Below are 19,926 nucleotides of genomic sequence, written 5' to 3' on the forward strand. Positions count from 1 at the left end.
ACAACCGGAAGGGAATTACCTATGGCGGCTCCTGTCGTCACGATTCAGCAGCTTATCGAAGCCGGTGCCCACTTTGGCCACCAGACCCACCGTTGGAACCCGCGTATGAAGCCGTACATCTTCGGCGCGCGCAACGGCATCCACATTCTCGACCTGTCGCAGACCGTGCCGCTGTTCAGCCGCGCTCTGGAATTCATCTCGGCCACCGTTCAGGCCGGCGGCAAGGTTCTGTTCGTTGGCACCAAGCGCCAGGCTCAGGAGCCCATCGCTGAAGCCGCTCGCGCTGCTGGTCAGCACTTCGTCAACCACCGCTGGCTGGGCGGCATGCTCACCAACTGGAAGACGATTTCGCAGTCGATCAAGCGTCTCAAGACCCTTGAAGAACGCCTGTCGAGCGCGACTTCGGGCCTGACCAAGAAGGAAATCCTTCAGCTGACGCGCGAACGCGACAAGCTTGAACTGTCGCTGGGCGGTATCCGCGACATGGGCGGCATTCCGGACGTGATGTTCGTGATCGACGCCAACAAGGAAGAGCTGGCGATCAAGGAAGCCAACGTGCTGGGTATCCCGGTCGTTGCGATCCTCGACTCGAACGTTTCGCCCGAAGGCATTGCTTTCCCGATCCCCGCCAACGATGACGCCTCGCGCGCTATCCGCCTGTACTGCGACGCTGTTGCTGCTGCTGCCACCAAGGGCAACCGCGCTGCTGTGGTCGCTTCGGGCGCGGACATCGGCGCCATGGCCGAGCCGGTCGCTGAAGAAGTGGTCGAAGGCTAATCAGCCTTTGGAGCGGGGTTGCCAAACCGACCCCGTCACAAAATTGGAACGCGCCGGGTCCATGTGGCCCGGCGCATCTGTATAAAACTCTTGTCTAAGGACTATCGGACATGGCCTTTACTGCCGCCGACGTGAAGAACCTGCGCGAACGCACTGGCGCTGGCATGATGGATTGCCAGAAGGCGCTCAAGGAAGCCAATGGCGACATGGAAGCCGCCGTTGACGCGCTGCGCGCCAAGGGTCTGGCTGCTGCCGCCAAGAAGTCGAGCCGCACCGCTGCTGAAGGTCTCGTGGGTCTGGCCATTGCCGGCACCAAGGGCATCGCGGTTGAAGTGAACTCGGAAACCGACTTCGTTGCCAAGAACGACCAGTTCCAGGACTTTGTGCGCAAGACGACCGAAGCTGCCCTGAACGGCGACATCACCGATGTCGAAGCTCTCAAGGCCGCTGCCTACCCCGACGGCGGCACGGTTGGCGAAAAGCTGACCAGCAACGTTGCCACGATCGGTGAAAACCAGCAGGTCCGTCGCATCAAGGCCGTTTCGGTCAGCGAAGGCGTGGTTGTCGCCTACATGCACAACGCTGCCGCCCCCAACCTGGGCAAGATCGGCGTGCTGGTCGCTCTGGAAGGCAACGCTCCGGCTGACGTTCTGGAACCCCTGGGCAAGCAGATCGGCATGCACATTGCCGCCGCTTTCCCGCTGGCCCTGTCGGCTGAAGATCTCGACGCTTCGCTGATCGAGCGTGAGCGCAAGATCGCTGCTGAAAAGGCTGCGGAATCGGGCAAGCCCGAAGCCGTTCAGGCCAAGATGATTGAAGGCGCCGTGGCCAAGTATGCCAAGGAAAACGCTCTTCTGTCGCAGCTGTTCGTGATGGATGGCAAGACCCCGGTTTCGGACGTTGTTGCCGCTGCTGCCAAGGCCGCTGGCGCCACGATCAAGCTGGTGGACTATGTCCGCTTCCAGCTGGGCGAAGGCATTGAAAAGGAAGAAACCGACTTCGCCGCCGAAGTGGCTGCTGCCGCTGGCCTGAAGTAAGTTTCTTTTCCGTCAAGGAAATCAGGAAGGCTCGCCGGAAACGGCGGGCCTTTTTGTTTGTCATTTTCGGGGTTTCTACTATCCGTGTGTGCATTAGTTTTTGCGCGCCCTTGGCACAGGCAACGCCACGGTATAAGGGCGCTTGCGAAGCATAAGGATAGATCGGAACCATGGCTCAACCCCAATACAAGCGCGTTTTGTTGAAACTTTCGGGCGAAGTGTTGATGGGGAGCCAGCCTTTCGGCATCGATCCCGAATTTGTGGCCGAAATGGCCGCCGAGGTGAAGGCCGCCAAGGAAAGCGGGCTTGAGATCTGTTTGGTCATCGGCGGGGGCAATATCTTCCGCGGCATGGCCGGCGCGGCCAAGGGTATGGACCGGGCGCAGGCTGACTATATGGGCATGCTGGCCACGGTGATGAACGCTCTGGCGATGCAGAATGCGCTCGAACAACTGGGCGTGCCGACGCGCGTTCAATCGGCCATCGAAATGGACAAGGTTTGCGAACCCGTCATCCGTCGCCGCGCCGAGCGTCACCTTGAAAAAGGCCGCGTGGTGATCTTTGCCGCGGGCGTTGGCGCTCCTTATTTCACCACCGATTCCGGCGCTGCTTTGCGCGCGGCGGAAATGCGGTGCGATGCTCTGCTTAAAGGGACCAGCGTGGACGGCGTCTATAATGCCGATCCCAAGCATGATCCTGCGGCAAAGCGTTATGATACCATAGATTATGACACTGTTCTGGCCGATAACCTCAAGGTAATGGATGCCAGTGCAGTGGCCCTGTGTCGTGACAACAAGATCCCGATCGTCGTCTTCTCGATCCGCGAGCGTGGCAATCTGGCCCGCGTGTTGATGGGTGAGGGCACCCAGACGATTGTGCAGTAATTCAGGAGAATACCAATGGCTGCTCCCAAATATGACAAGGCTGATCTTGAGCGCCGGATGAAGGGCGCGGTGGAATCGCTGAAGGGCGACCTGTCGGGTCTGCGCACGGGCCGCGCCAACACCGCGCTGCTCGATCCCATCACGGTGGAAATCTATGGCAGCCACATGCCGCTCAACGCCTGCGCCACGGTGGCCGCGCCCGAATCGCGCATGTTGACCGTCACCGTGTGGGACCGTTCCAGCGTGACCCCGGTGGAAAAGGCGATCCGTTCGGCCGGACTTGGGCTGAACCCGATCACCGATGGCAACACGATCCGTCTGCCGATCCCCGACCTGACCGAGGAACGCCGCAAGGAACTGGCGAAACTGGCCAGCAAATATGCCGAAGGCGCGCGTATCGCCATCCGCAACGTGCGTCGTGACGGCATGGAAGCGCTGAAAGCTGACGAGAACAAGAAGCTGATTTCGGAAGACGAGCGCAAGCGCGCTGAAACCGAAGTGCAGAAGCTGACCGACGAGGCGATCAAGTCGGCTGATGAAGCTGCGGCGGCCAAGGAAAAGGAAATCCTGGGCAAGTGACCGCTGCGCTGCTTCCGGCTTCCGGGCCTGCCAATGGGGGCGCCGATCACGGCGTCCGCCATGTGGCCATCATCATGGATGGCAATGGCCGCTGGGCAAAGAAGCGGCATTTGCCGCGCGTGCTGGGCCACCAGCGCGGGGTTGAGGCAGTGCGCCGCCTGATCCGCGGTGTGCGCGGCATGGGGCTGGAGGCGGTGACGCTTTACGCCTTTTCGTCTGAGAATTGGCGTCGGCCGGAGCAGGAAGTGTCCGATCTGATGGGGCTGCTCAAGCGCTTTATCATCAGCGATCTGGATGAGATTGCCGGCAATGGCGTTCGGCTCAAGATCATCGGTGATTACAAGGCTTTGTCGCCTGATATTGTCGAATTGCTCGAAGGCGCGATGGCGCGAACGGCGGGCAATCGTGAACTGACACTGGCGATTGCTTTGAATTACGGCAGCCAGCAAGAGATTGCCCGCGCCGCCGCCGCCGCCGCCGCCAAGGGCGAAGTGACGCCCGAAGCGATTGAGGCCGAACTCGACACCGCTTGCCTGCCGCCGCTCGATCTGGTGGTGCGCACCAGCGGTGAAGTTCGCCTGTCGAACTTCCTGTTGTGGCAGGCGGCCTATGCAGAAATGTGGTTCACCGATGTGTTGTGGCCCGATTTCACGCCCGACCATTTGGCCCATGCCCTTGGCGCCTTTGGCCAGCGGGAGCGTCGTTTTGGCGGCCGTTGAAACGCCTGAAGTAGCAGGCGAGGGGGCCGTGGCGCCCAAAAAGAACGCGGATCTCAAGGCGCGCACGCTGTCGGCCATCGTGATGGTGGCGGTGGCGGGTTCAGCCCTGTGGTTGGGTGGTTTGCCATGGATGGTCTTCGTGCTGCTGGTCGCCACGGGCGTCTTGTGGGAGTGGAGCAAGCTTTCGCGGGCGATTGCGGCGAGCTGGTGGGGCAGGGCGCTGTGGGTGGTGGCGGGGGTGGCTTACGTCGGGTTCGCCTGTGAAATGTTGATAACATTGCGGGCAGAGGCGCTGTTGCTGGTGCTGATGGTGGTAGCATCGGTCATCTTCACGGACATCGGAGCCTATTTCACAGGGCGGACGTTTGGTGGCCCGAAAATTGCTCCAAGGATTAGCCCAAGTAAAACTTGGTCGGGTCTTGGCGGGGGTATTTTTGGGGCCTCCGTGGCTGCTGGTGTTTTGGGCGGTTGGCCGACGCCATTGGCGACTATTCCTCAAGCCTTGGCGATGGGCACCTGCATCGCCATCATCGCCCAGACCGGCGATTTTTTCGAAAGCTGGATGAAGCGTCGTGCAGGGGTCAAGGATTCCGGCCATCTCATTCCGGGCCATGGCGGTTTGTTCGACAGGGTTGACGGTTTGCTCGCCGTGCTGTTCGTTGCCGGTGTTATCGGCGCAGTAGGAAGATTCTAAGTGCGATCCATTTCCGTTTTAGGCGCTACGGGGTCAATCGGCGCCTCCACGCTGGATCTTATCCGCCGCAATCGCGGTAACTGGCGCGTTGTCGCGCTGACCGCCAATGGCAATGCGCAGGCTTTGGCCGCATTGGCGCGTGAGTTTGAGGCCGAAGTGGCGGTATGCGCGGATCCGTCCGCCTTGCCCGCGTTGCGTGAGGCTTTGGCGGGATCGGGTATTGAAGCGGCGGCCGGGGCGGATGCTCTGGTCGATGCGGCGCGGCGTCCGGCCGATATCGTGATGGCCTCGATCGTCGGTTGTGCGGGCCTTGCCCCGACGATGGCGGCGATTGAACAGGGGCGGACGGTCGCGCTGGCCAACAAGGAAGCGCTGGTATCGGCGGGCGAAGTGATGCTGGCGGCGGTCAAGCGCCATGGCACCACGCTGTTGCCGGTTGATTCCGAGCATAACGCCATTTTCCAATGCTTGTCGGGGAACAAGGTCGATCACGTCCGCTGGATCACATTGACGGCCAGCGGCGGTCCGTTCCGCGAATGGACGCTGGAGCAGTTGCACACCGCGACCCCGGCGCAGGCGATCAAGCATCCCAACTGGAGCATGGGCGCCAAGATCAGCGTCGATTCGGCCAGCATGATGAACAAGGGGCTCGAATTCATCGAGGCCTATCACTTGTTCCCGGTCGGGCTGGATCGGCTGCGCATCATCGTGCATCCCCAGTCGATTATCCATTCGATGGTCGAATATCACGATGGTTCTACGCTGGCGCAATTGGGGCCGTCCGATATGCGCGTGCCCATCGCCTCGTGCCTTGCCTGGCCTGAGCGGATGGAAACGCCGTTGTCGGATAAGCTCGATCTGGCCGCGATTGGGGAATTGACGTTCCGCGCGCCCGATGAAACCCGTTTTCCCGCGACCCGTCTGGCGCGGCAGGCGGCCCATGCGGGCGGGGGCATCCCTGCGGTCCTGAATGCGGCGAATGAAATTGCCGTCGATGCTTTCCTGAACGGGCGCATCGGCTTTACGCGCATTCCCACAATGGTCGAGGATGTGTTGAGCGCCTATGCGCCGCCGCCGCCGGCTGCTATTGAGGATGTGCATGAGGTTGACGCGCAGGCCCGCCGCCACGCCGCAGCCTTGCTGGAGATCGCCTGAATCATGGCGCAACCGTCGATCTTGATGACCATCATCGCCTTTGGCCTTTTGCTGGGGCCTTTGGTGATGGTGCATGAATTGGGGCACTATCTGGTGGGCCGCTGGTGCGGTGTTCAGGCGGTGGCTTTTTCGATTGGTTTCGGGCGCGAGATTGCGGGGTGGACCGACCGGCGCGGGACGCGGTGGAAGATCTCGATGCTGCCGCTGGGCGGCTATGTTCAGTTTGCGGGGGACATGAACCCGGCCTCGGCGGGGGTGGACAAGATCCCGCTGGACATCAAGGAGCGCGAGGGCTGGTTCCATTTCAAGCCTTTGTGGCAGCGGTTCCTGATCGTTCTGGCCGGACCTGCGACGAATCTGATCGTGGCGGTGCTGATTTTTGCAGCCTTTAACGTCACCTATGGCCGGATTTATGCCCCGCCGGTGGTGGCGGCATTCGCGCAAAATTCGGCGGCGCAACAGGTGGGCATGCAGACAGGCGACCGGATACTTTCGATCGGTGGCACCAAGGTTGACAGCTTTTCAGACATTCGTCCGCTGATTGCGCCCTTTCCGGGCGAACAGACGGCGATTGTGGTTGAGCGTGGGGCTGCGCGCCTGACGTTCAACATGACCATCCCCAGTGTGGTGCAGCATGATGAATTCGGCAATGAAAGCCGGGTTGGCATGTTGGGTGTACAGGGCGGCAATCTGGAGCGGGTCCGTTTGGGGCCGGTGGAATCGCTGACCATGGCCGGGGATCAGACCATCGGCGTCATGGGTTCGATGGTCACTGGAATCCGCCAGATCCTGTTTGGTCAGCGCAGCATCAAGGAGCTGGGCGGGCCGGTCAAGATCGCGAAATTCTCTGGCCAGCGTCTGGCGTTGGGCTGGCAGGAATTCGTCTATTTCGCGGCTTTCATTTCAATTAATTTGGCATTCATTAATTTGCTGCCAATCCCGGCGCTGGATGGTGGACATTTAGCATTTTATGTGGCCGAAGCAGTGCGGCGCAAACCATTGGATGCCAAGAGCCAGGAGTGGGCTTTTCGCACCGGGATTGCTTTCGTGTTGGCGTTGATGGTGTTTGTCACGATCAACGATCTGATGCCGACGGATTTGTTTGGCCTTTAAAAACGGCCGGGCTTGAACAGGTCGCTTGTCGCTCTGGCGCAAGATGCCTTGAAAGCTGTGCCAGCATCGGGCAGAGGGCGCATGACGCGCAAGATGGAGTGCTGTTTCGTCCGGTCGCCCGGAAAAGACGAAACAGGCAAACACGGGGACCGCGCAACTGGCCGCCGAAAGGGGCCAATTGTCGGGGGCGCATTGCCGATCGGGTGACCGACGGTTGCTAAGGATGGGAAGTACCGTGTCGAAGATGGATCGGAATATGGCTTTCGGGCAGGCAAATACGGATAGTGCCGCAATCAAAGCGACGCGCCTGGGCCAGATCGGCATGGCGCTGTTGGGCACGACGATTTTGGCGGGCGTTCCCCAGGTGGTGAGCGCGGCCGAACGTCCGGCGCCAAAGGCAACGGCGGCAAAGGCTTCGGAAAAGCCCGCGGTGGCGGCCACGGCAGCCGCTCCGGCCAAGCCGACCATCGCCGCGCAGCCCGTTGCGACGGCGCCTGCCGAGCCGATCTTGTCCTTGACGGTCGAAGGCGCCCAGCGTCTCGAGCCTGATACGGTGCTGTCCTATATCCAGCTTCGCCCCGGTCAGCCCTATAGCGAGGCCGCCGCTGACCAGGCGTTGAAGGATCTTTACGCGACCGAACTGTTTGCCGACGTTTCGGTGCGCAATGATGGTGGCCGTGTGGTGATTACGGTTAAGGAAAACCCGGTCATCAACCGCATCGTTCTTGAGGGCAACAAGCATCTCAAGGAAGACAAGATCAACCCGGAAATCAAGCTGGCCCCGCGCCAGATCTTTACCCGGTCGAAGGTCCGCGCGGACGTGTCGCGCATCATCGAGCTTTACAAGCGTCAGGGCCGTTTTGCCGCGACGGTAGAGCCCAAGATGGTGCGTCTGGACCAGAACCGCGTCGATATCGTCTTTGAAATCAACGAAGGCCCCAAGTCGAAGGTTCGGCAGATCAACGTGATCGGCAATGAACATTTCAGCCTCAAGGAAATTGAGGCCGCGATGATCACCAAGACCGCGCGCCCGCTGCACATCTTCCGTTCGAACACGTCCTATGACCCGGATAAACTGGCCTATGACCAGCAGAAGTTGCGCCAGTTCTATCTGACGCAGGGCTATGCCGATTTCCGCGTGGTTTCGGCGGTGGCCGAACTGACGCCGAACAAGCGCGACTTCATCATCACCTATGTGGTCGAAGAAGGGCAGCGCTATAAGTTCGGCGACGTGAAGGTCGAGAGCCAGCTTCGTGACTTTGACGGCGCCCAATTGGCCAAGCAATTGCCGATGAAGAAGGGCCAGTGGTACAACGCCAAGCTGGTCGAAGACACGATCGACAAGATGAACGAGACGGTTGGCGTGTTCGGCTATGCCTTTGCCGACGCGCGCCCCGATTATCAGCGCGACGCCAAGAATCTGGAAATGGGCGTCACTTTCAACCTTCAGGAAGCGCCGCGCGTTTATGTCGAGCGGATCGACGTGAACGGCAATACGCTGACGCAGGACAAGGTGGTGCGCCGCGAATTCCGTCTGGCCGAAGGTGACGCGTTCAACTCGGTGCAGGTGAAGCGTTCGACCAACCGCATCAAGAGCCTTGGCTATTTCCAGGAAAAGTTTGAGGTCAAGCAGGTCAATGGATCGGCGCGCGACCGCATCATCCTTGAGGCCAACGTCGAAGAAAAGCCGACCGGCGAATTGCAGCTTTCTGCCGGCTATTCGAGCCTTGAAAGCTTCATCTTCCAGGCGTCGATCAAGCAGAACAATTTCCGTGGACGTGGTCAGACGATCGGCCTGTCGGGTTCGGTCTCGCGTTATTCGAAGAGCATCGTGCTCTCGTTCACCGAGCCTTATGTGTTCGACAAGAACGTTTCGATGGGTCTCGATATTTATCGTCGCGACTATAATAACTACAATTATTACAGCTCGAACACGGCCACGACCTACAGCAATTCAACCATCGGTTTTCAGGCGCGCCTTGGTTTTGCGGTGACCGAATTTGTATCGCTGGTTGGCCGCTATACGCTCAACTACGATAATGTTTCGTTGGCCCAATCGACCTATTATGCACAGGATGCGACAGGCAAGCTGACCTGTAGTCCGCTGCTGGCGGGTCGCTATCTGTGCGACGCGGAAGGCAAGCGTTTGTCCTCGATCGTCGGTGCGTCGCTGATTTATGACAATCTGGACAATCGCATGCGTCCGACGCGTGGCCGTTCGGGCTCGCTGGGCGTCGATTTCGCCGGTCTTGGCGGTGACGTTCGTTATGCCCGTATCCGCGCAAATGCCTCGCAGTTCTACCCGCTGGGCAAGGGCTTCATCTTCTCGATGAAGGGTGAGGCCGGGGCGATCAAGGCGCTGAGCAGCCGCAATGTGGATGGTTCGGATGACGTCTATCTGACGGACCGCTTCTTCCTTGGCGAACCCCAGATGCGCGGCTTTGACATCCGCGGTATCGGCCCGCGCGTTGTGCGCAAGCCCTACATCACGGACAGCACGGGGGCCTATGTCCTGACCACGGACAGGAATTCGTGGTCACAGGACGCCGTGGGCGGCAAATATTATTACCAGTTCCGCGCAGAGGTCGAAATTCCGCTGGGTTCGGGTGCCAAGGAAATGGGCATTCGTCCCTCGATCTTCCTTGATGCCGGCGCGGTGTGGGGCGTGAAGAAGCCGACGCTGCAGGATTCGACGGCCATTTGCGGCTATGTCGGTTGCTCGATTTTCCTTCCGACCCGCGATACGAGCGGCAATCCGCTGTATTATCAGACCAATGCGGATGGCACGGTGGTGACCACCACCAATGCCACGAATACGGCGACCGGGGTCGCGAACACCAAGATCGGTTCGAACGTCAGCGCGTTCAAGGAATTCTATTACGGCGATTCGCCCCGTCCGCGCATTGCGGTTGGTGTTGGCTTTAACTGGAACTCTCCGTTCGGGCCGTTCCGCATCGATATCGCCAAGGCGCTGCTGTACCAAGAAGGCGACGATATCAAGACCTTCCAATTCAACGTGGGAACCCAGTTCTGATGAAAACCTTTATCAAGATTATCGCCCTGGCCGCGCTGGCTGGTGCATCGCAGGCCGCTCTGGCCGCTCCGGCTGCCAAGCCTGCCGCAGCTCCCGCTGCTGCGCCGGTGGCCGCTGGTGTCAACGGTATTGCCGTTGCCAATCTGGATGCCGTCGTCGCCAATTCGCTGGCTTTCAAAAAGGCCCAGGCCGACCGCGAAGTGACCTACAAGCCGCAGCTTGACGCCGCCAAGGCGAAGGAAGCTGCGCTTAACGCCCAGATCAAGCCGATCGTGGACAAGTTCCAGAAGGATCGTGCGGCGCCGGGCGCCAACGTGAACGCTCTGGCCGCTGCCGCTCAGCAGCAGGTTCAGCAGATCCAGGAAGCGGGCAAGGCCGAGATCGAAAAGATCGTTGAGCCGGTTCGTCTGTCGGACGCCTATGTTCTGGAACAGATCATGGAAAAGCGCGCCGCCGCCGTGCAGAGCGCGATGAGCAAGGCCGGCGTCACGCTGCTGCTCAACCCGGAAGCTATTCTGGCTGCGACCAACGCCTATAACCTGAACCAGCAGATCCTGACCGAACTGAACACGGCCCTGCCGTCGGTTCAGATCGTTCCGCCCGCTGGCTGGCAGCCGCGTGAAGCCCGTGAAGCTGCCGCCCAGCAGCAGCAGGCTCCCGCGACCGAGAGCCGCTAAGAGAAGGCGTGGGGGATAAGATGAGCGACGATACTGCCGCAGCCGCGGCGCCCCTGACATATGACATTCGCAAGGTTCTGGCGGCGCTGCCTCATCGTTACCCCTTGCTTCTGGTGGACCGGGTTGCCGCGCTGAACATTGGCGAGGACATCCACGCGGTGAAGGCCGTCTCGTTCAACGAGGCGTTCTTTCAGGGGCATTTCCCCGGCCGTCCGATCATGCCCGGCGTGCTTCAGATCGAAGCGCTGGCACAGGCGGCTGCCATTCTTGCCATCGAAACTCTGGAATTGGCCGGCAGCAACAAGCTGGTCTATTTCATGAGCATCGAGGAAGCCAAGTTCCGCGCGCCCGTTGAACCGGGCGTGCTGCTGGACCTCAAGGTCGGCTTTATCCAGAAGCGCGCCCGCGTGTGCAAATTCTGGGGCAAGGCCGAGATCGAGGGCAAGGTGACTTGCGAGGTGAATTTCACCGCGATGATCGCCGATCCGCCCAAGGATTGATTCAACTGGACAAGCGGGCGGCGTGCGTCTATGCGCGCCGCTTCTCATTCAGGCCGGTCGGAACCGGTCGATTTTTGCGAAAGTGAATGCCATGGCCAAGGCTAACATCCATCCCGATTACCACTTCATCACTGTGCAGATGACCGACGGCACGACCTTCCAGACCCGCTCGACCTGGGGCAAGGAAGGCGATACGCTGGCTCTGGACATCGACCCGACCTCGCACCCGGCATGGACCGGCGGTAACGCCCGTCTGCTGGATCAGGGCGGCCGCGTTGCACAGTTCAACAAGCGCTTTGGTGGCCTTTCGCTCACCAAGAAGTAAGCGTTTCGGGGCGTGGCGGACCTGCACCGGTCCGCTGCGTCCCTGCCCACCCAAGGGTGAGCAAAAAAATTGGCGGAAAATGAAAAAAACACTTTTCATCTTCGCCAAGCTGGTGCAAAGGGCCGCTCCCGACAGCGGCGGCGCGGTTTGAAAAGCCCCGCAAAAATGGTGTGGCGATTATAGCTCAGTTGGTTAGAGCGCCGGTTTGTGGTACCGGAGGTCGAGGGTTCGAACCCCTTTAATCGCCCCATTTTTTCACATGAGACAGCGGCCCCGGCGGGCCGCTTTTTTATTGCCCGCAAACCACTTGGTTGACGCGCTACTACGCGCAAAAACGGTGGTACAGGGCTTATGGCCCCCTTGCCGCAACCGATGCGGCCTGCCAAAGCATGTGCGTACGCCGAAAGGGTCGGCGCTTTTGCGGTTATTGATCTGTCATGCACGGTTTTGCCAATCCCGCCCGTTTCCTGCGTATCGCCCGCTGGGCCACGCCGCTCTGTCTGCTGCTGGGGCTGGCTTTGGCCATTTGGGCTCTGGTTTGGGGTGTGTTCTTTGGTCCTGCCGATGCGCTTCAGGGCGATACGGTGCGAATCATCTACCTGCATGTGCCAACCGCTTGGCTTGGCATGGGTGGGTGGAGCGCGATTGCCATCGCCAGTTTTACTGAAATCGTTTGGCGTCACCCCTTGGCAGGGATCGCCGCGCGCGCCGTCGCGTTGCCGGGTGCGGTGTTTACGGCGGTTTGCCTGATGACGGGTTCGATCTGGGGCCGCCCGGCTTGGGGCACTTGGTGGGTGTGGGATGGTCGACTGACCTCCATGCTGGTGCTGTTGTTCCTCTATTGCGGCTATATGGCGCTCGACGCCGCCGCACGGGGCAGCCAGCAGGCAGGGCAGGGACAGGGGCGCATCACTGCCATTTTTGGCCTTGTGGGGGCGGTTAACATCCCCGTGATCCATTATTCGGTGACATGGTGGAACAGCCTTCATCAACCGCCCAGCATCTCGATGGGCAAATCGGCCATGGCGGCGGATTTTCTCGTGCCCTTGCTGATTGCGACGGTGGGTTTCTCGCTGGTCTTTGGCGGGATCGTCATGGCGCGGATGCGCGCCATTCTGGCCAATGAACAGGCCGAAGCGCGTTTGCGCCGCAAGGCCATGCGGGCGCAGGCTCCCGCGACTGAGGAGGCCTGGTAATGACCGAGACATTTGACCAATGGCAATTTGTTATCGCCGCTTATGTACTAGGCGGCGGCGCGACATTGGCTCTTGCGGGGTGGAGCTGGCTGGCCATGCGCCGGGCCGAAGCGCGCCGTAATAAAGTACGAGAGGGTTAAATGGCGGTTCGGGCCAAACATCAAAGACTGGTATTGTTGGCCATTGCGCTGGTGGCGTTGATTGGTGCCGGTTTGCTGGCGACATGGGCGCTGCGCAGCCAGGCCAGCTATTTCTATGTGCCCGCCGACATGGCCGCCAATCCGCCCGAGGCCGACCGCGCCGTGCGCCTTGGCGGCATGGTCGAACGGGGCAGCATGAAGAATGCCGCCGATGGCATCACCGTCAATTTCATCGTCACCGATGGCAAGGCCCGCATTCCGGTCCGCTTTGCCGGTATCCGCCCAGCGCTGTTCGTCGAGGGCAGCGGCGTTGTGGCCGAGGGCAAGCTGGGCCGCGATGGCATTTTTGTCGCCGACAATCTTCTGGCCAAGCATGATGAAAAATACGTGCCGCGCGAGATGAAAGACATGCAACAGGCCCGCAAGGCCATAGAGAACACCAAGTAAGGACATCCCCTGTGCTTCCTGAAATCGGTTTGGGCCTGTTGTGGCTGGCGGCGGCGCTGGCCGGTCTGCAATTGCTGGCGGGCGGGTTGTCGCTGACGGCCAATGGCAAGGGGATGGCGGGCATCGTGCGCCCGGTGGCCATGGTGCAGGGGGTGTTGGCGGCGGCGGCTCTGGGCATCCTGATCTGGCTGTTTGTTGAAACCGATCTGTCGGTCAAACTGGTGGCGGAAAATAGCCATTCGGCCAAGCCCTTGATCTATAAGATCGCGGGGACTTGGGGCAATCATGAAGGGTCGATGCTGCTCTGGGTGACGGTAATGGGGCTGGGCGGGGCGTTTGTCGCCGCTGTTGAGCGCCGGTTGCCCGAACCCACGATGATGGCGACGTTGGCGGGACAGGCGTTCGTCAGCCTCGGCTTCTATGCCTTCCTGCTGTTCGCCTCCAACCCCTTTGCGCGGCTCTATCCGGCGCCGGAGGACGGCAATGGTTTGAACCCGCTGCTTCAGGACCCCGGCCTCGCGTTTCATCCGCCTACGCTCTATCTGGGCTATGTCGGTCTTTCGATCGCGTTTTCTTTCGCCATCGGTGCGTTGATCACGCGTCAGGTCGGGCCTGATTTCGCCCGCGCGATGCGGCCATGGGTGCTGGGCGCGTGGATTTTCCTGACCGTGGGCATCACGGCGGGCAGCTATTGGGCCTATTACGTGCTGGGCTGGGGCGGCTGGTGGTTCTGGGATCCGGTCGAGAATGCCTCGCTGATGCCTTGGTTGGCCGCGACCGCGTTGCTGCACAGCGCCAGCGTTTTGGCGGCGCGCAACGCTCTGCGGGCTTGGACGGTGATGCTGGGCGTGGTGGCCTTTTCCATGTCGATGGTGGGCACGTTCCTTGTGCGTTCGGGCATCCTGACCTCGGTCCATGCTTTTGCGGTTGATCCGCGCCGGGGCGGGTTCATTCTGGCGCTGCTGGCGATCTATATCGGCGGGGCCTTGCTGCTCTTTGCCCTGCGCGCGGCCACTGTGACCGAGGGCGAGCGTTTCGCCATCACCAGCCGCGAGGGCGCGCTGGTGTTCAACAATGTCATGCTCTCCTCGATCCTTGGCATCACGCTGATCGGCACGCTCTATCCGCTGTTTACCGAGGCGATGGGGACCAAGGTGTCGGTCGGCCCGCCCTATTTCACGCCGGTTGCGGCGATGTTTGCGGTGCCGATGTTCATCGTGCTGCTGGTCGGGCCGATGCTGCGTTGGCGGAGGGACAAGTTTTCGCGTGTGAACAAGGTATTGGCTTTGCCGCTGGTGGTGGCGGTTGTTGCGGGCGTCTGGGCCTTTGCCGAAGGCGTGCGCCATGTACTGCCGCTGCTCGGCCTTGCGCTTGGTCCGGCGCTTGTGGTGGCAAGTTTCCTGCCGCTGCGTGGTCGTTCGCTGGCCCGCGCGCCACTCAGCCTGTGGGGCATGGTGATCGCCCATGCCGGCATCGGCGTGGCCTTGTTCGGCATGGCCAGCGACAGCGCCTTTACGGTCGAGCGTCTGGTTGCCGCCAAAGTGGGCGAGGTGACGCAGGTCGGGCCGTGGAGCATCCGTCTGGCCGAAGTGGCGCCGATCGCTGGGCCAAACTGGACCGCGATGGAGGGCGTTTTGAAAGCCCGCTATGACGGCGGGGCCGAGGTGACGTTGCGTCCGCAGTCGCGCACTTTTTGGGCGCCGCTTCAGACCAATGCGGTGTCTGCGCTCAAAGGGCGCTGGAATGGTCAGCTCTACACCGTGCTGGGCGAGGAAACGACCTCGGACAAGGGTGAGAGCCGTTGGCAGTTGCGCCTATGGTGGAAACCCTATGTGCCGCTGATCTGGATTGGTGGCTTGCTGGTGGCGCTGGGCGGCGGTCTGGCTTTGCTCAGCCGCGTGGCGCAGGATTTGAAGCGCCGGGTGGCGCGTCGCAAGGGCAACTATCGCCGCGATGAAGTGGCCGCGCTGAACAAGGGAGACGTGGCATGAGCGACAAGACCCCGGCCAAGGCGCCCCGCTGGGCTTTGTGGTTGCCGCTGATCCTGTTTGTGGCTTTCGTGGCGCTGGTGGTGGTCGGGCTGGTCAAGCCCAAGAACACCGACATTGCCAGCCAGATGGTGGGCAAGCCCTTGCCGACCTTTACCCTGCGCCCCGCCGCCGATGGCAAACCGGGGTTGAGCAACGCCGATTTCAAGACCGGCAAGCCGCAATTGCTCAATATCTTTGCCAGCTGGTGCATTCCCTGCCGCGCCGAAGCACCGGTGCTGGAGGAATTGCGCCGTCAGGGGGCGACGATCAATTCCATCGCCATTCGTGACCACAAGGAAGACCTTGCCGCATTCCTTGGCCAATATGGCAATCCCTATGCGCGGATTGGCGCGGATGATGTTTCGGCGGTGCAATTGGCCATCGGGTCGAGCGGCGTTCCCGAAACCTTTGTCATCGATGGCAAGGGCGTGATTCGATATCAGCACATCGGCGACATCCGCCCCGAACAGATCCCCGACATCCTTCGCCTGCTCAAGGAGGCCGAATGATGATTCGCGCGCTTTTAGCCGCCATCGTGTTGATGATTGCCGCGCCGGTTTGGGCCGATGACACGATGCCGCCCGCGCCTTGGGCCTATCGCCAATTGCCCGACCCGGCGCAGGAGGCCAAGGCGAAGGCCTTGATGGAAACGCTGCGCTGTCTGGTGTGTCAAAGCCAGTCGATTGCCGATTCGGACGCCTCGATCGCGGGCGACATGCGTTCGCAGGTGCGTGAACGGATTGCCGCGGGCGAAGACCCGGAGGCGATTCGCGCTTGGTTGATCCAGCGATACGGCGATTACGTCAGCTATGAACCGCGTGTCAGCGCGGCGACTTGGCCGCTGTTCGCCGCGCCTTTGTTGTTGATCGCTCTGGCCGCCTTTTTGTTGCGGAAACGATTTATCGGCGGGCAGGAGGCCAGGCCATGACGTGGATTGTGCTGATTGCACTGGTCATCGTGACCATGGCCGCCTTGATGTTCCTGATGCGCGGAAAGCGTGAGGGATGGGAGGCGGTGGCCGCGGCCCTGATGGTGGGCCTTGCCGGCTATGCGCTTCAGGGTCAGCCGGGCATGCCCTCGGCCATGAAGGCGCCCGGCAATCCCGCTGCCAGCAATGGCAAGGCGCTGGTCGAGGAACGGCAGAAGTTGTCGGGCGAAGATCCCACCAAAAACCGCTGGATCGTGCCGGGCGATGCTCTGGCCATGCATGGGCAATATGCCGAAGCAGCAACGGTTTTGCGCGGCGCGGTCGAGGCTGATCCCAAGAATGGGGACGCCTGGCTCGCCATCGCCAATGCTTTGGTCAGCCATGCCGAAGGGAACATCTCTCCTGCTGCGCTCTATGCATTCCGTATGGCGCAGAATGCCGATCCCAAATCACCGGGGCCGTCTTTCTTCCTTGGTCTGGCCATGGCGCGGGCCGGGCGTTTTGATGAAACGCGCGCGCTGTGGGCCGATCTGGTGGCCAAGGCGCCCGCCGATGCGCCGTGGCGTGATGACATTGCCATGCGGCTCAAGCGGCTGGATGAATTGATGGCGATGTTGCGTCAACGCGCCGAGGCCGAAAATGCCAGAGGGCAGGGCGCAACCTTGCCGGCCCCGCCGCGTTAACATGAACAAGCAGGTCTGGCGAAGCTGTCAGCGTTGCAAACGGCTGTTGCCGGGGCAATGCGGCGCTGCTAATCGCCGGGCCTTGCCGCTTTTCGCGGCGACTCAGGGGCATATGCATGATGCAGCCAGTGGCACAGCCGGGCGCGACCGATAAAGTCGATCAAGGCGGACACTCTTCCTCACATCACGGTACGCATGGAAGCCTGCCCAAATTGGCGCTGGGCGCGATGGGCGTTGTGTTCGGCGATATCGGCACCAGCCCGCTCTATGCGATGCGTGATACGTTTGCGGGCCATCACCGGCTGCCGCTCGATCAATTGCATGTTTACGGCATCATCAGCCTGATGTTCTGGTCGATGATGGTGATTGTGACGCTGAAATATGTGTCCATCATCATGCGCGCCGACAACCGGGGTGAGGGCGGCTCACTGGCCCTGCTGGCGCTGGTGAACCAGCATATTTCGGGCAAGCGCTGGTCGGCGGGCATTGTCCTGCTGGGCGTGTTTGCGACCGCGCTGTTCTATGGCGATTCGATGATTACGCCCGCCGTCTCGGTGATGGGCGCGATCGAAGGTCTGGCCGTATACGAGCCGGGGATGCATGGCGCCGTTGTGCCGATGGTGGTCGTGATTTTGATCGGCCTGTTCCTGATTCAAAGCCGGGGAACGGCCAAGGTTGCAGCCTTTTTCGGCCCGGTCATGCTGGTTTATTTCGCGGTGATCGCGGTTTTGGGCGTGATGAGCATTCTGGAGCATCCCGGCGTGATTGCGGCGCTATCGCCGCATTTCGCCGCCGCCATGTTCGTGGCCGATCCGATGCGCGGGTTTCTGGCCATGGGTTCGGCGGTGTTGGCCGTGACGGGGGCCGAGGCGCTTTATGCCGACATGGGCCATTTTGGCCGCCCGCCGATCCGCCTTTCGTGGCTGGCCATCGTGTTGCCTTCGCTGGTGCTCAACTATCTGGGGCAGGCCTCGCTGCTGGTCCGCGTTGGAGAGCCGGCCTTGGCCAGCCCTTTCTATTTCCTTGCACCCGAATGGTTCCAATGGCCCTTGCTGGGTCTGGCCAGCCTTGCCGCGATCATTGCGTCGCAGGCGGTGATTACGGGCGCTTTTTCGGTGACGCAGCAGGCGATCCAGCTGGGCTTTATCCCGCGCATGTCGATCAAATATACCAGTGTGAATGCCGGACAGATCTATATCCCGGTCATCAACTGGGCGCTGATGATCGCGGTGATCCTGTTGGTGTTTGTGTTCAAGGAATCCTCGAACCTGACGGCGGCCTATGGCATCGCGGTGACGGGTGCGATGATGATCGACAATTTCCTGTTGGCGGTGATGTTGTTCGTCGTCTGGAAATGGGCGAAATGGCTGGCGATCCCGCTGCTGGTGATCTTTACCCTGCTCGATTTCGGTTATCTCGCGGCCAATCTGACCAAGATCCCCGATGGCGGCTGGGTGCCGCTGGCCATGGGATTGGCTATCTTTACGTTGCTGACCACCTGGTCCAAGGGCCGCGCGCTGATGCGGGCCAGCATGGCGGAAGGTACGATCCCGTTCGAGGTTTTCGCCAAGAGCGCCCATTCCAGCGCCCAGCGCGTGGCGGGCACAGCGATCTTCATGTCCTCGACGCGGGGCGGGGTGCCTTCGGCGCTGCTGCACAATATCAAGCATAACAAGGTTCTGCATGAACGCGTGGTGGTGCTGACCATCGCCATTCAGGATGTGCCGGTATTGGAGGAAGGCGAGCGGATCGAGCTTAAAAACTTCGGTCAGGGTTTCTACAAAATGGTGATCAAGTTCGGTTTCCTTGAGGACACCGATGTGCCTGCCGCGCTGAAAGGCGTGACGCTGGACGGCGAACCGATCGACATGATGAAGACCAGCTTCTTCCTCTCGCGCCAGACGCTGATCGCTTCGTCCAAGCCGGGCATGGCCATCTGGCGTGAAAAGCTGTTTGCATGGATGATGCGCAATGCGGCGTCCGCGATGGAATTCTTCCGCCTGCCCGTGAACCGCGTGGTCGAATTGGGCAGCCAGGTTGAGATCTAAATCACGGGGCGGGAAGGGTAAGCTTTCCCGCCCTACAGATTTTTTCTCTCTGAACGCTGGCCGATACGCGCTTTGATACCCATATAACGCCACAAGCCCCGGGGCCGGGGATTCGCGATTAAACAGGAGAAAGTCATGGCCTTCACTCTTCCCGAACTGCCCTATGCCAAGGATGCCTTTGGCTCGGTCCTCTCGGCCGAAACCTTTGATTATCACCATGGCAAGCATCACAACGCCTATGTCACGCAGGCCAATGACCAGATCAAGGGCACCGATCTGGAAGGCAAGAGCCTGCTCGAAGTGATCGCGGCCGCCAAGGCTGCGGGCAACAAGAAGCTGTTCAATGCTTCGGCCCAGATCTGGAACCACACGTTCTACTGGCTTGGCCTGTCGCCGGAAAAGACCGCTCCTTCGCCCGAACTGCTGGCCAAGATCGAAGCCGATCTGGGCGGTCTGGACGCGTTCAAGGCGGCCATCAAGGCTGAGAGCGCCGGCCACTTCGCCAGCGGCTGGGGCTGGCTGGTGCTGGAAGACGGCAAGCTGAAGGTGACGAGCTATCATGACGCCGACACCCCCGTCGCCTATGAAGGCGTGAAGCCGCTCTTCACGCTCGACGTCTGGGAACACGCCTATTACGTCGACTATCGCAACCTGCGTCCCAACTACCTCGATGCGCTGCTCGACCATGTGAACTGGGCGTTCGTCGAAGCCAACCTTGATGGCGAAGGCGCTTCGCGCGCGGACCAGCAGGGTTGATCTTTTCGCTTCGCGATTGATTTTTGCAGGGGGACTTGTCCCCCTGCACCCCCATTACCGGGTTTGGGATGGTCTTGACGCCTTGTGCTTTGAGGCCATTTTTATGAAAATGCCTGCGGCGCTATGAACGGGCGCCGCAGGCTTTCATATTTCAACGCCGCGCCCGACACAAAACGCCGAACCCATAGCGCCAAGGCAGACAGT

21 protein-coding genes and 1 tRNA gene are annotated in these 19,926 nt (G+C 60.8%); all 22 read left to right on the top strand.

The window, feature by feature from the left end:
• Nucleotides 1-21 precede the first annotated feature (21 nt).
• Nucleotides 22-777: a 30S ribosomal protein S2 gene (gene rpsB / locus AC2S2E_RS11485; protein WP_476104119.1), complete on the top strand. Its 756-nt coding sequence runs from the start codon at nucleotides 22-24 to the stop codon at nucleotides 775-777.
• Between the two features lie 110 nt (nucleotides 778-887).
• On the top strand, nucleotides 888-1,814 hold the full coding sequence (gene tsf / locus AC2S2E_RS11490; RefSeq protein ID WP_273618805.1) for a translation elongation factor Ts: 927 nt from the start codon (nucleotides 888-890) through the stop codon (nucleotides 1,812-1,814).
• A gap of 170 nt (nucleotides 1,815-1,984) precedes the next feature.
• Nucleotides 1,985-2,698, top strand: a complete 714-nt coding sequence (pyrH, locus tag AC2S2E_RS11495) for a UMP kinase (RefSeq protein WP_476104117.1) — start codon at nucleotides 1,985-1,987, stop codon at nucleotides 2,696-2,698.
• 15 nt (nucleotides 2,699-2,713) lie between these two features.
• Nucleotides 2,714-3,277: a ribosome recycling factor gene (frr, locus tag AC2S2E_RS11500; RefSeq protein ID WP_476104116.1), complete on the top strand. Its 564-nt coding sequence runs from the start codon at nucleotides 2,714-2,716 to the stop codon at nucleotides 3,275-3,277.
• Nucleotides 3,278-3,351: 74 nt separating this feature from the next.
• A complete protein-coding gene (gene uppS, locus AC2S2E_RS11505; protein WP_476104197.1) occupies nucleotides 3,352-3,996 on the top strand; it encodes a polyprenyl diphosphate synthase in 645 nt (214 codons plus the stop codon).
• A complete protein-coding gene (locus AC2S2E_RS11510) occupies nucleotides 3,983-4,690 on the top strand; it encodes a phosphatidate cytidylyltransferase (protein WP_486522432.1) in 708 nt (235 codons plus the stop codon). The genes uppS and AC2S2E_RS11510 overlap by 14 nt, the downstream gene beginning before the upstream one ends.
• The gene (locus tag AC2S2E_RS11515; RefSeq protein WP_486522433.1) at nucleotides 4,691-5,845 is read left to right on the top strand and encodes a 1-deoxy-D-xylulose-5-phosphate reductoisomerase; all 1,155 of its coding nucleotides are present in this window, start codon (nucleotides 4,691-4,693) and stop codon (nucleotides 5,843-5,845) included.
• Nucleotides 5,846-5,869: 24 nt separating this feature from the next.
• Complete coding sequence (gene rseP / locus AC2S2E_RS11520; RefSeq protein ID WP_486522434.1) at nucleotides 5,870-6,958, top strand: RIP metalloprotease RseP; 1,089 nt, start codon at nucleotides 5,870-5,872, stop codon at nucleotides 6,956-6,958.
• Nucleotides 6,959-7,214: 256 nt separating this feature from the next.
• A complete protein-coding gene (gene bamA / locus AC2S2E_RS11525) occupies nucleotides 7,215-9,992 on the top strand; it encodes an outer membrane protein assembly factor BamA (protein ID WP_476104112.1) in 2,778 nt (925 codons plus the stop codon).
• Nucleotides 9,992-10,669 (top strand): OmpH family outer membrane protein, encoded by a 678-nt coding sequence (locus tag AC2S2E_RS11530; RefSeq protein ID WP_486522435.1) that lies wholly within the window; start codon nucleotides 9,992-9,994, stop codon nucleotides 10,667-10,669. The genes bamA and AC2S2E_RS11530 overlap by 1 nt, the downstream gene beginning before the upstream one ends.
• 20 nt (nucleotides 10,670-10,689) lie before the next feature.
• Complete coding sequence (gene fabZ / locus AC2S2E_RS11535) at nucleotides 10,690-11,169, top strand: 3-hydroxyacyl-ACP dehydratase FabZ (RefSeq protein WP_476104110.1); 480 nt, start codon at nucleotides 10,690-10,692, stop codon at nucleotides 11,167-11,169.
• A 91-nt stretch (nucleotides 11,170-11,260) separates the two neighbouring features.
• Entirely contained in the window at nucleotides 11,261-11,494 is a 234-nt protein-coding gene (rpmE, locus tag AC2S2E_RS11540) for a 50S ribosomal protein L31 (protein WP_168602635.1), read from the top strand.
• A 173-nt stretch (nucleotides 11,495-11,667) separates the two neighbouring features.
• Nucleotides 11,668-11,744: transfer RNA gene (locus tag AC2S2E_RS11545), tRNA-His, on the top strand.
• A 187-nt stretch (nucleotides 11,745-11,931) separates the two neighbouring features.
• Entirely contained in the window at nucleotides 11,932-12,690 is a 759-nt protein-coding gene (gene ccmC / locus AC2S2E_RS11550; RefSeq protein WP_486522436.1) for a heme ABC transporter permease CcmC, read from the top strand.
• Nucleotides 12,690-12,830 (top strand): hypothetical protein, encoded by a 141-nt coding sequence (locus AC2S2E_RS11555; protein ID WP_486522437.1) that lies wholly within the window; start codon nucleotides 12,690-12,692, stop codon nucleotides 12,828-12,830. The genes ccmC and AC2S2E_RS11555 overlap by 1 nt, the downstream gene beginning before the upstream one ends.
• On the top strand, nucleotides 12,831-13,277 hold the full coding sequence (gene ccmE, locus AC2S2E_RS11560; RefSeq protein ID WP_476104107.1) for a cytochrome c maturation protein CcmE: 447 nt from the start codon (nucleotides 12,831-12,833) through the stop codon (nucleotides 13,275-13,277).
• Between the two features lie 11 nt (nucleotides 13,278-13,288).
• Entirely contained in the window at nucleotides 13,289-15,268 is a 1,980-nt protein-coding gene (locus tag AC2S2E_RS11565) for a heme lyase CcmF/NrfE family subunit (RefSeq protein ID WP_486522438.1), read from the top strand.
• Nucleotides 15,265-15,816 (top strand): DsbE family thiol:disulfide interchange protein, encoded by a 552-nt coding sequence (locus tag AC2S2E_RS11570; RefSeq protein ID WP_476104105.1) that lies wholly within the window; start codon nucleotides 15,265-15,267, stop codon nucleotides 15,814-15,816. Before AC2S2E_RS11565 ends, AC2S2E_RS11570 begins: the two co-directional genes overlap by 4 nt.
• Complete coding sequence (locus tag AC2S2E_RS11575; protein ID WP_486524589.1) at nucleotides 15,816-16,235, top strand: cytochrome c-type biogenesis protein; 420 nt, start codon at nucleotides 15,816-15,818, stop codon at nucleotides 16,233-16,235. Before AC2S2E_RS11570 ends, AC2S2E_RS11575 begins: the two co-directional genes overlap by 1 nt.
• Complete coding sequence (locus tag AC2S2E_RS11580) at nucleotides 16,232-16,918, top strand: tetratricopeptide repeat protein (RefSeq protein WP_486522439.1); 687 nt, start codon at nucleotides 16,232-16,234, stop codon at nucleotides 16,916-16,918. The genes AC2S2E_RS11575 and AC2S2E_RS11580 overlap by 4 nt, the downstream gene beginning before the upstream one ends.
• A 119-nt stretch (nucleotides 16,919-17,037) precedes the next feature.
• Nucleotides 17,038-18,966: a potassium transporter Kup gene (locus AC2S2E_RS11585; RefSeq protein WP_476104195.1), complete on the top strand. Its 1,929-nt coding sequence runs from the start codon at nucleotides 17,038-17,040 to the stop codon at nucleotides 18,964-18,966.
• A gap of 135 nt (nucleotides 18,967-19,101) precedes the next feature.
• Nucleotides 19,102-19,722 carry a superoxide dismutase gene (locus tag AC2S2E_RS11590; RefSeq protein ID WP_486522440.1) on the top strand — a complete coding sequence of 207 codons (621 nt, stop codon included), beginning with the start codon at nucleotides 19,102-19,104 and terminating at the stop codon, nucleotides 19,720-19,722.
• The last annotated feature ends 204 nt before the right edge of the window (nucleotides 19,723-19,926 follow it).

This window comes from Novosphingobium sp. 550D (assembly GCF_057401885.1).

What these genes read in the sequence shown, in the direction of transcription:
- AC2S2E_RS11590 (WP_486522440.1), top strand. Translation starts at nt 19,102, where the DNA reads ATGGCCTTCACTCTTCCCGAACTGCCCTATGCCAAGGATGCCTTTGGC.
- rpmE (WP_168602635.1), top strand. Translation starts at nt 11,261, where the DNA reads ATGGCCAAGGCTAACATCCATCCCGATTACCACTTCATCACTGTGCAG.
- fabZ (WP_476104110.1), top strand. Translation starts at nt 10,690, where the DNA reads ATGAGCGACGATACTGCCGCAGCCGCGGCGCCCCTGACATATGACATT.
- rseP (WP_486522434.1), top strand. Translation starts at nt 5,870, where the DNA reads ATGACCATCATCGCCTTTGGCCTTTTGCTGGGGCCTTTGGTGATGGTG.
- ccmC (WP_486522436.1), top strand. Translation starts at nt 11,932, where the DNA reads ATGCACGGTTTTGCCAATCCCGCCCGTTTCCTGCGTATCGCCCGCTGG.
- AC2S2E_RS11530 (WP_486522435.1), top strand. Translation starts at nt 9,992, where the DNA reads ATGAAAACCTTTATCAAGATTATCGCCCTGGCCGCGCTGGCTGGTGCA.
- uppS (WP_476104197.1), top strand. Translation starts at nt 3,352, where the DNA reads ATGGATGGCAATGGCCGCTGGGCAAAGAAGCGGCATTTGCCGCGCGTG.
- frr (WP_476104116.1), top strand. Translation starts at nt 2,714, where the DNA reads ATGGCTGCTCCCAAATATGACAAGGCTGATCTTGAGCGCCGGATGAAG.
- AC2S2E_RS11570 (WP_476104105.1), top strand. Translation starts at nt 15,265, where the DNA reads ATGAGCGACAAGACCCCGGCCAAGGCGCCCCGCTGGGCTTTGTGGTTG.
- AC2S2E_RS11555 (WP_486522437.1), top strand. Translation starts at nt 12,690, where the DNA reads ATGACCGAGACATTTGACCAATGGCAATTTGTTATCGCCGCTTATGTA.
- AC2S2E_RS11580 (WP_486522439.1), top strand. Translation starts at nt 16,232, where the DNA reads ATGACGTGGATTGTGCTGATTGCACTGGTCATCGTGACCATGGCCGCC.
- rpsB (WP_476104119.1), top strand. Translation starts at nt 22, where the DNA reads ATGGCGGCTCCTGTCGTCACGATTCAGCAGCTTATCGAAGCCGGTGCC.
- bamA (WP_476104112.1), top strand. Translation starts at nt 7,215, where the DNA reads ATGGCTTTCGGGCAGGCAAATACGGATAGTGCCGCAATCAAAGCGACG.
- tsf (WP_273618805.1), top strand. Translation starts at nt 888, where the DNA reads ATGGCCTTTACTGCCGCCGACGTGAAGAACCTGCGCGAACGCACTGGC.
- AC2S2E_RS11575 (WP_486524589.1), top strand. Translation starts at nt 15,816, where the DNA reads ATGATTCGCGCGCTTTTAGCCGCCATCGTGTTGATGATTGCCGCGCCG.
- AC2S2E_RS11585 (WP_476104195.1), top strand. Translation starts at nt 17,038, where the DNA reads ATGCAGCCAGTGGCACAGCCGGGCGCGACCGATAAAGTCGATCAAGGC.
- ccmE (WP_476104107.1), top strand. Translation starts at nt 12,831, where the DNA reads ATGGCGGTTCGGGCCAAACATCAAAGACTGGTATTGTTGGCCATTGCG.
- pyrH (WP_476104117.1), top strand. Translation starts at nt 1,985, where the DNA reads ATGGCTCAACCCCAATACAAGCGCGTTTTGTTGAAACTTTCGGGCGAA.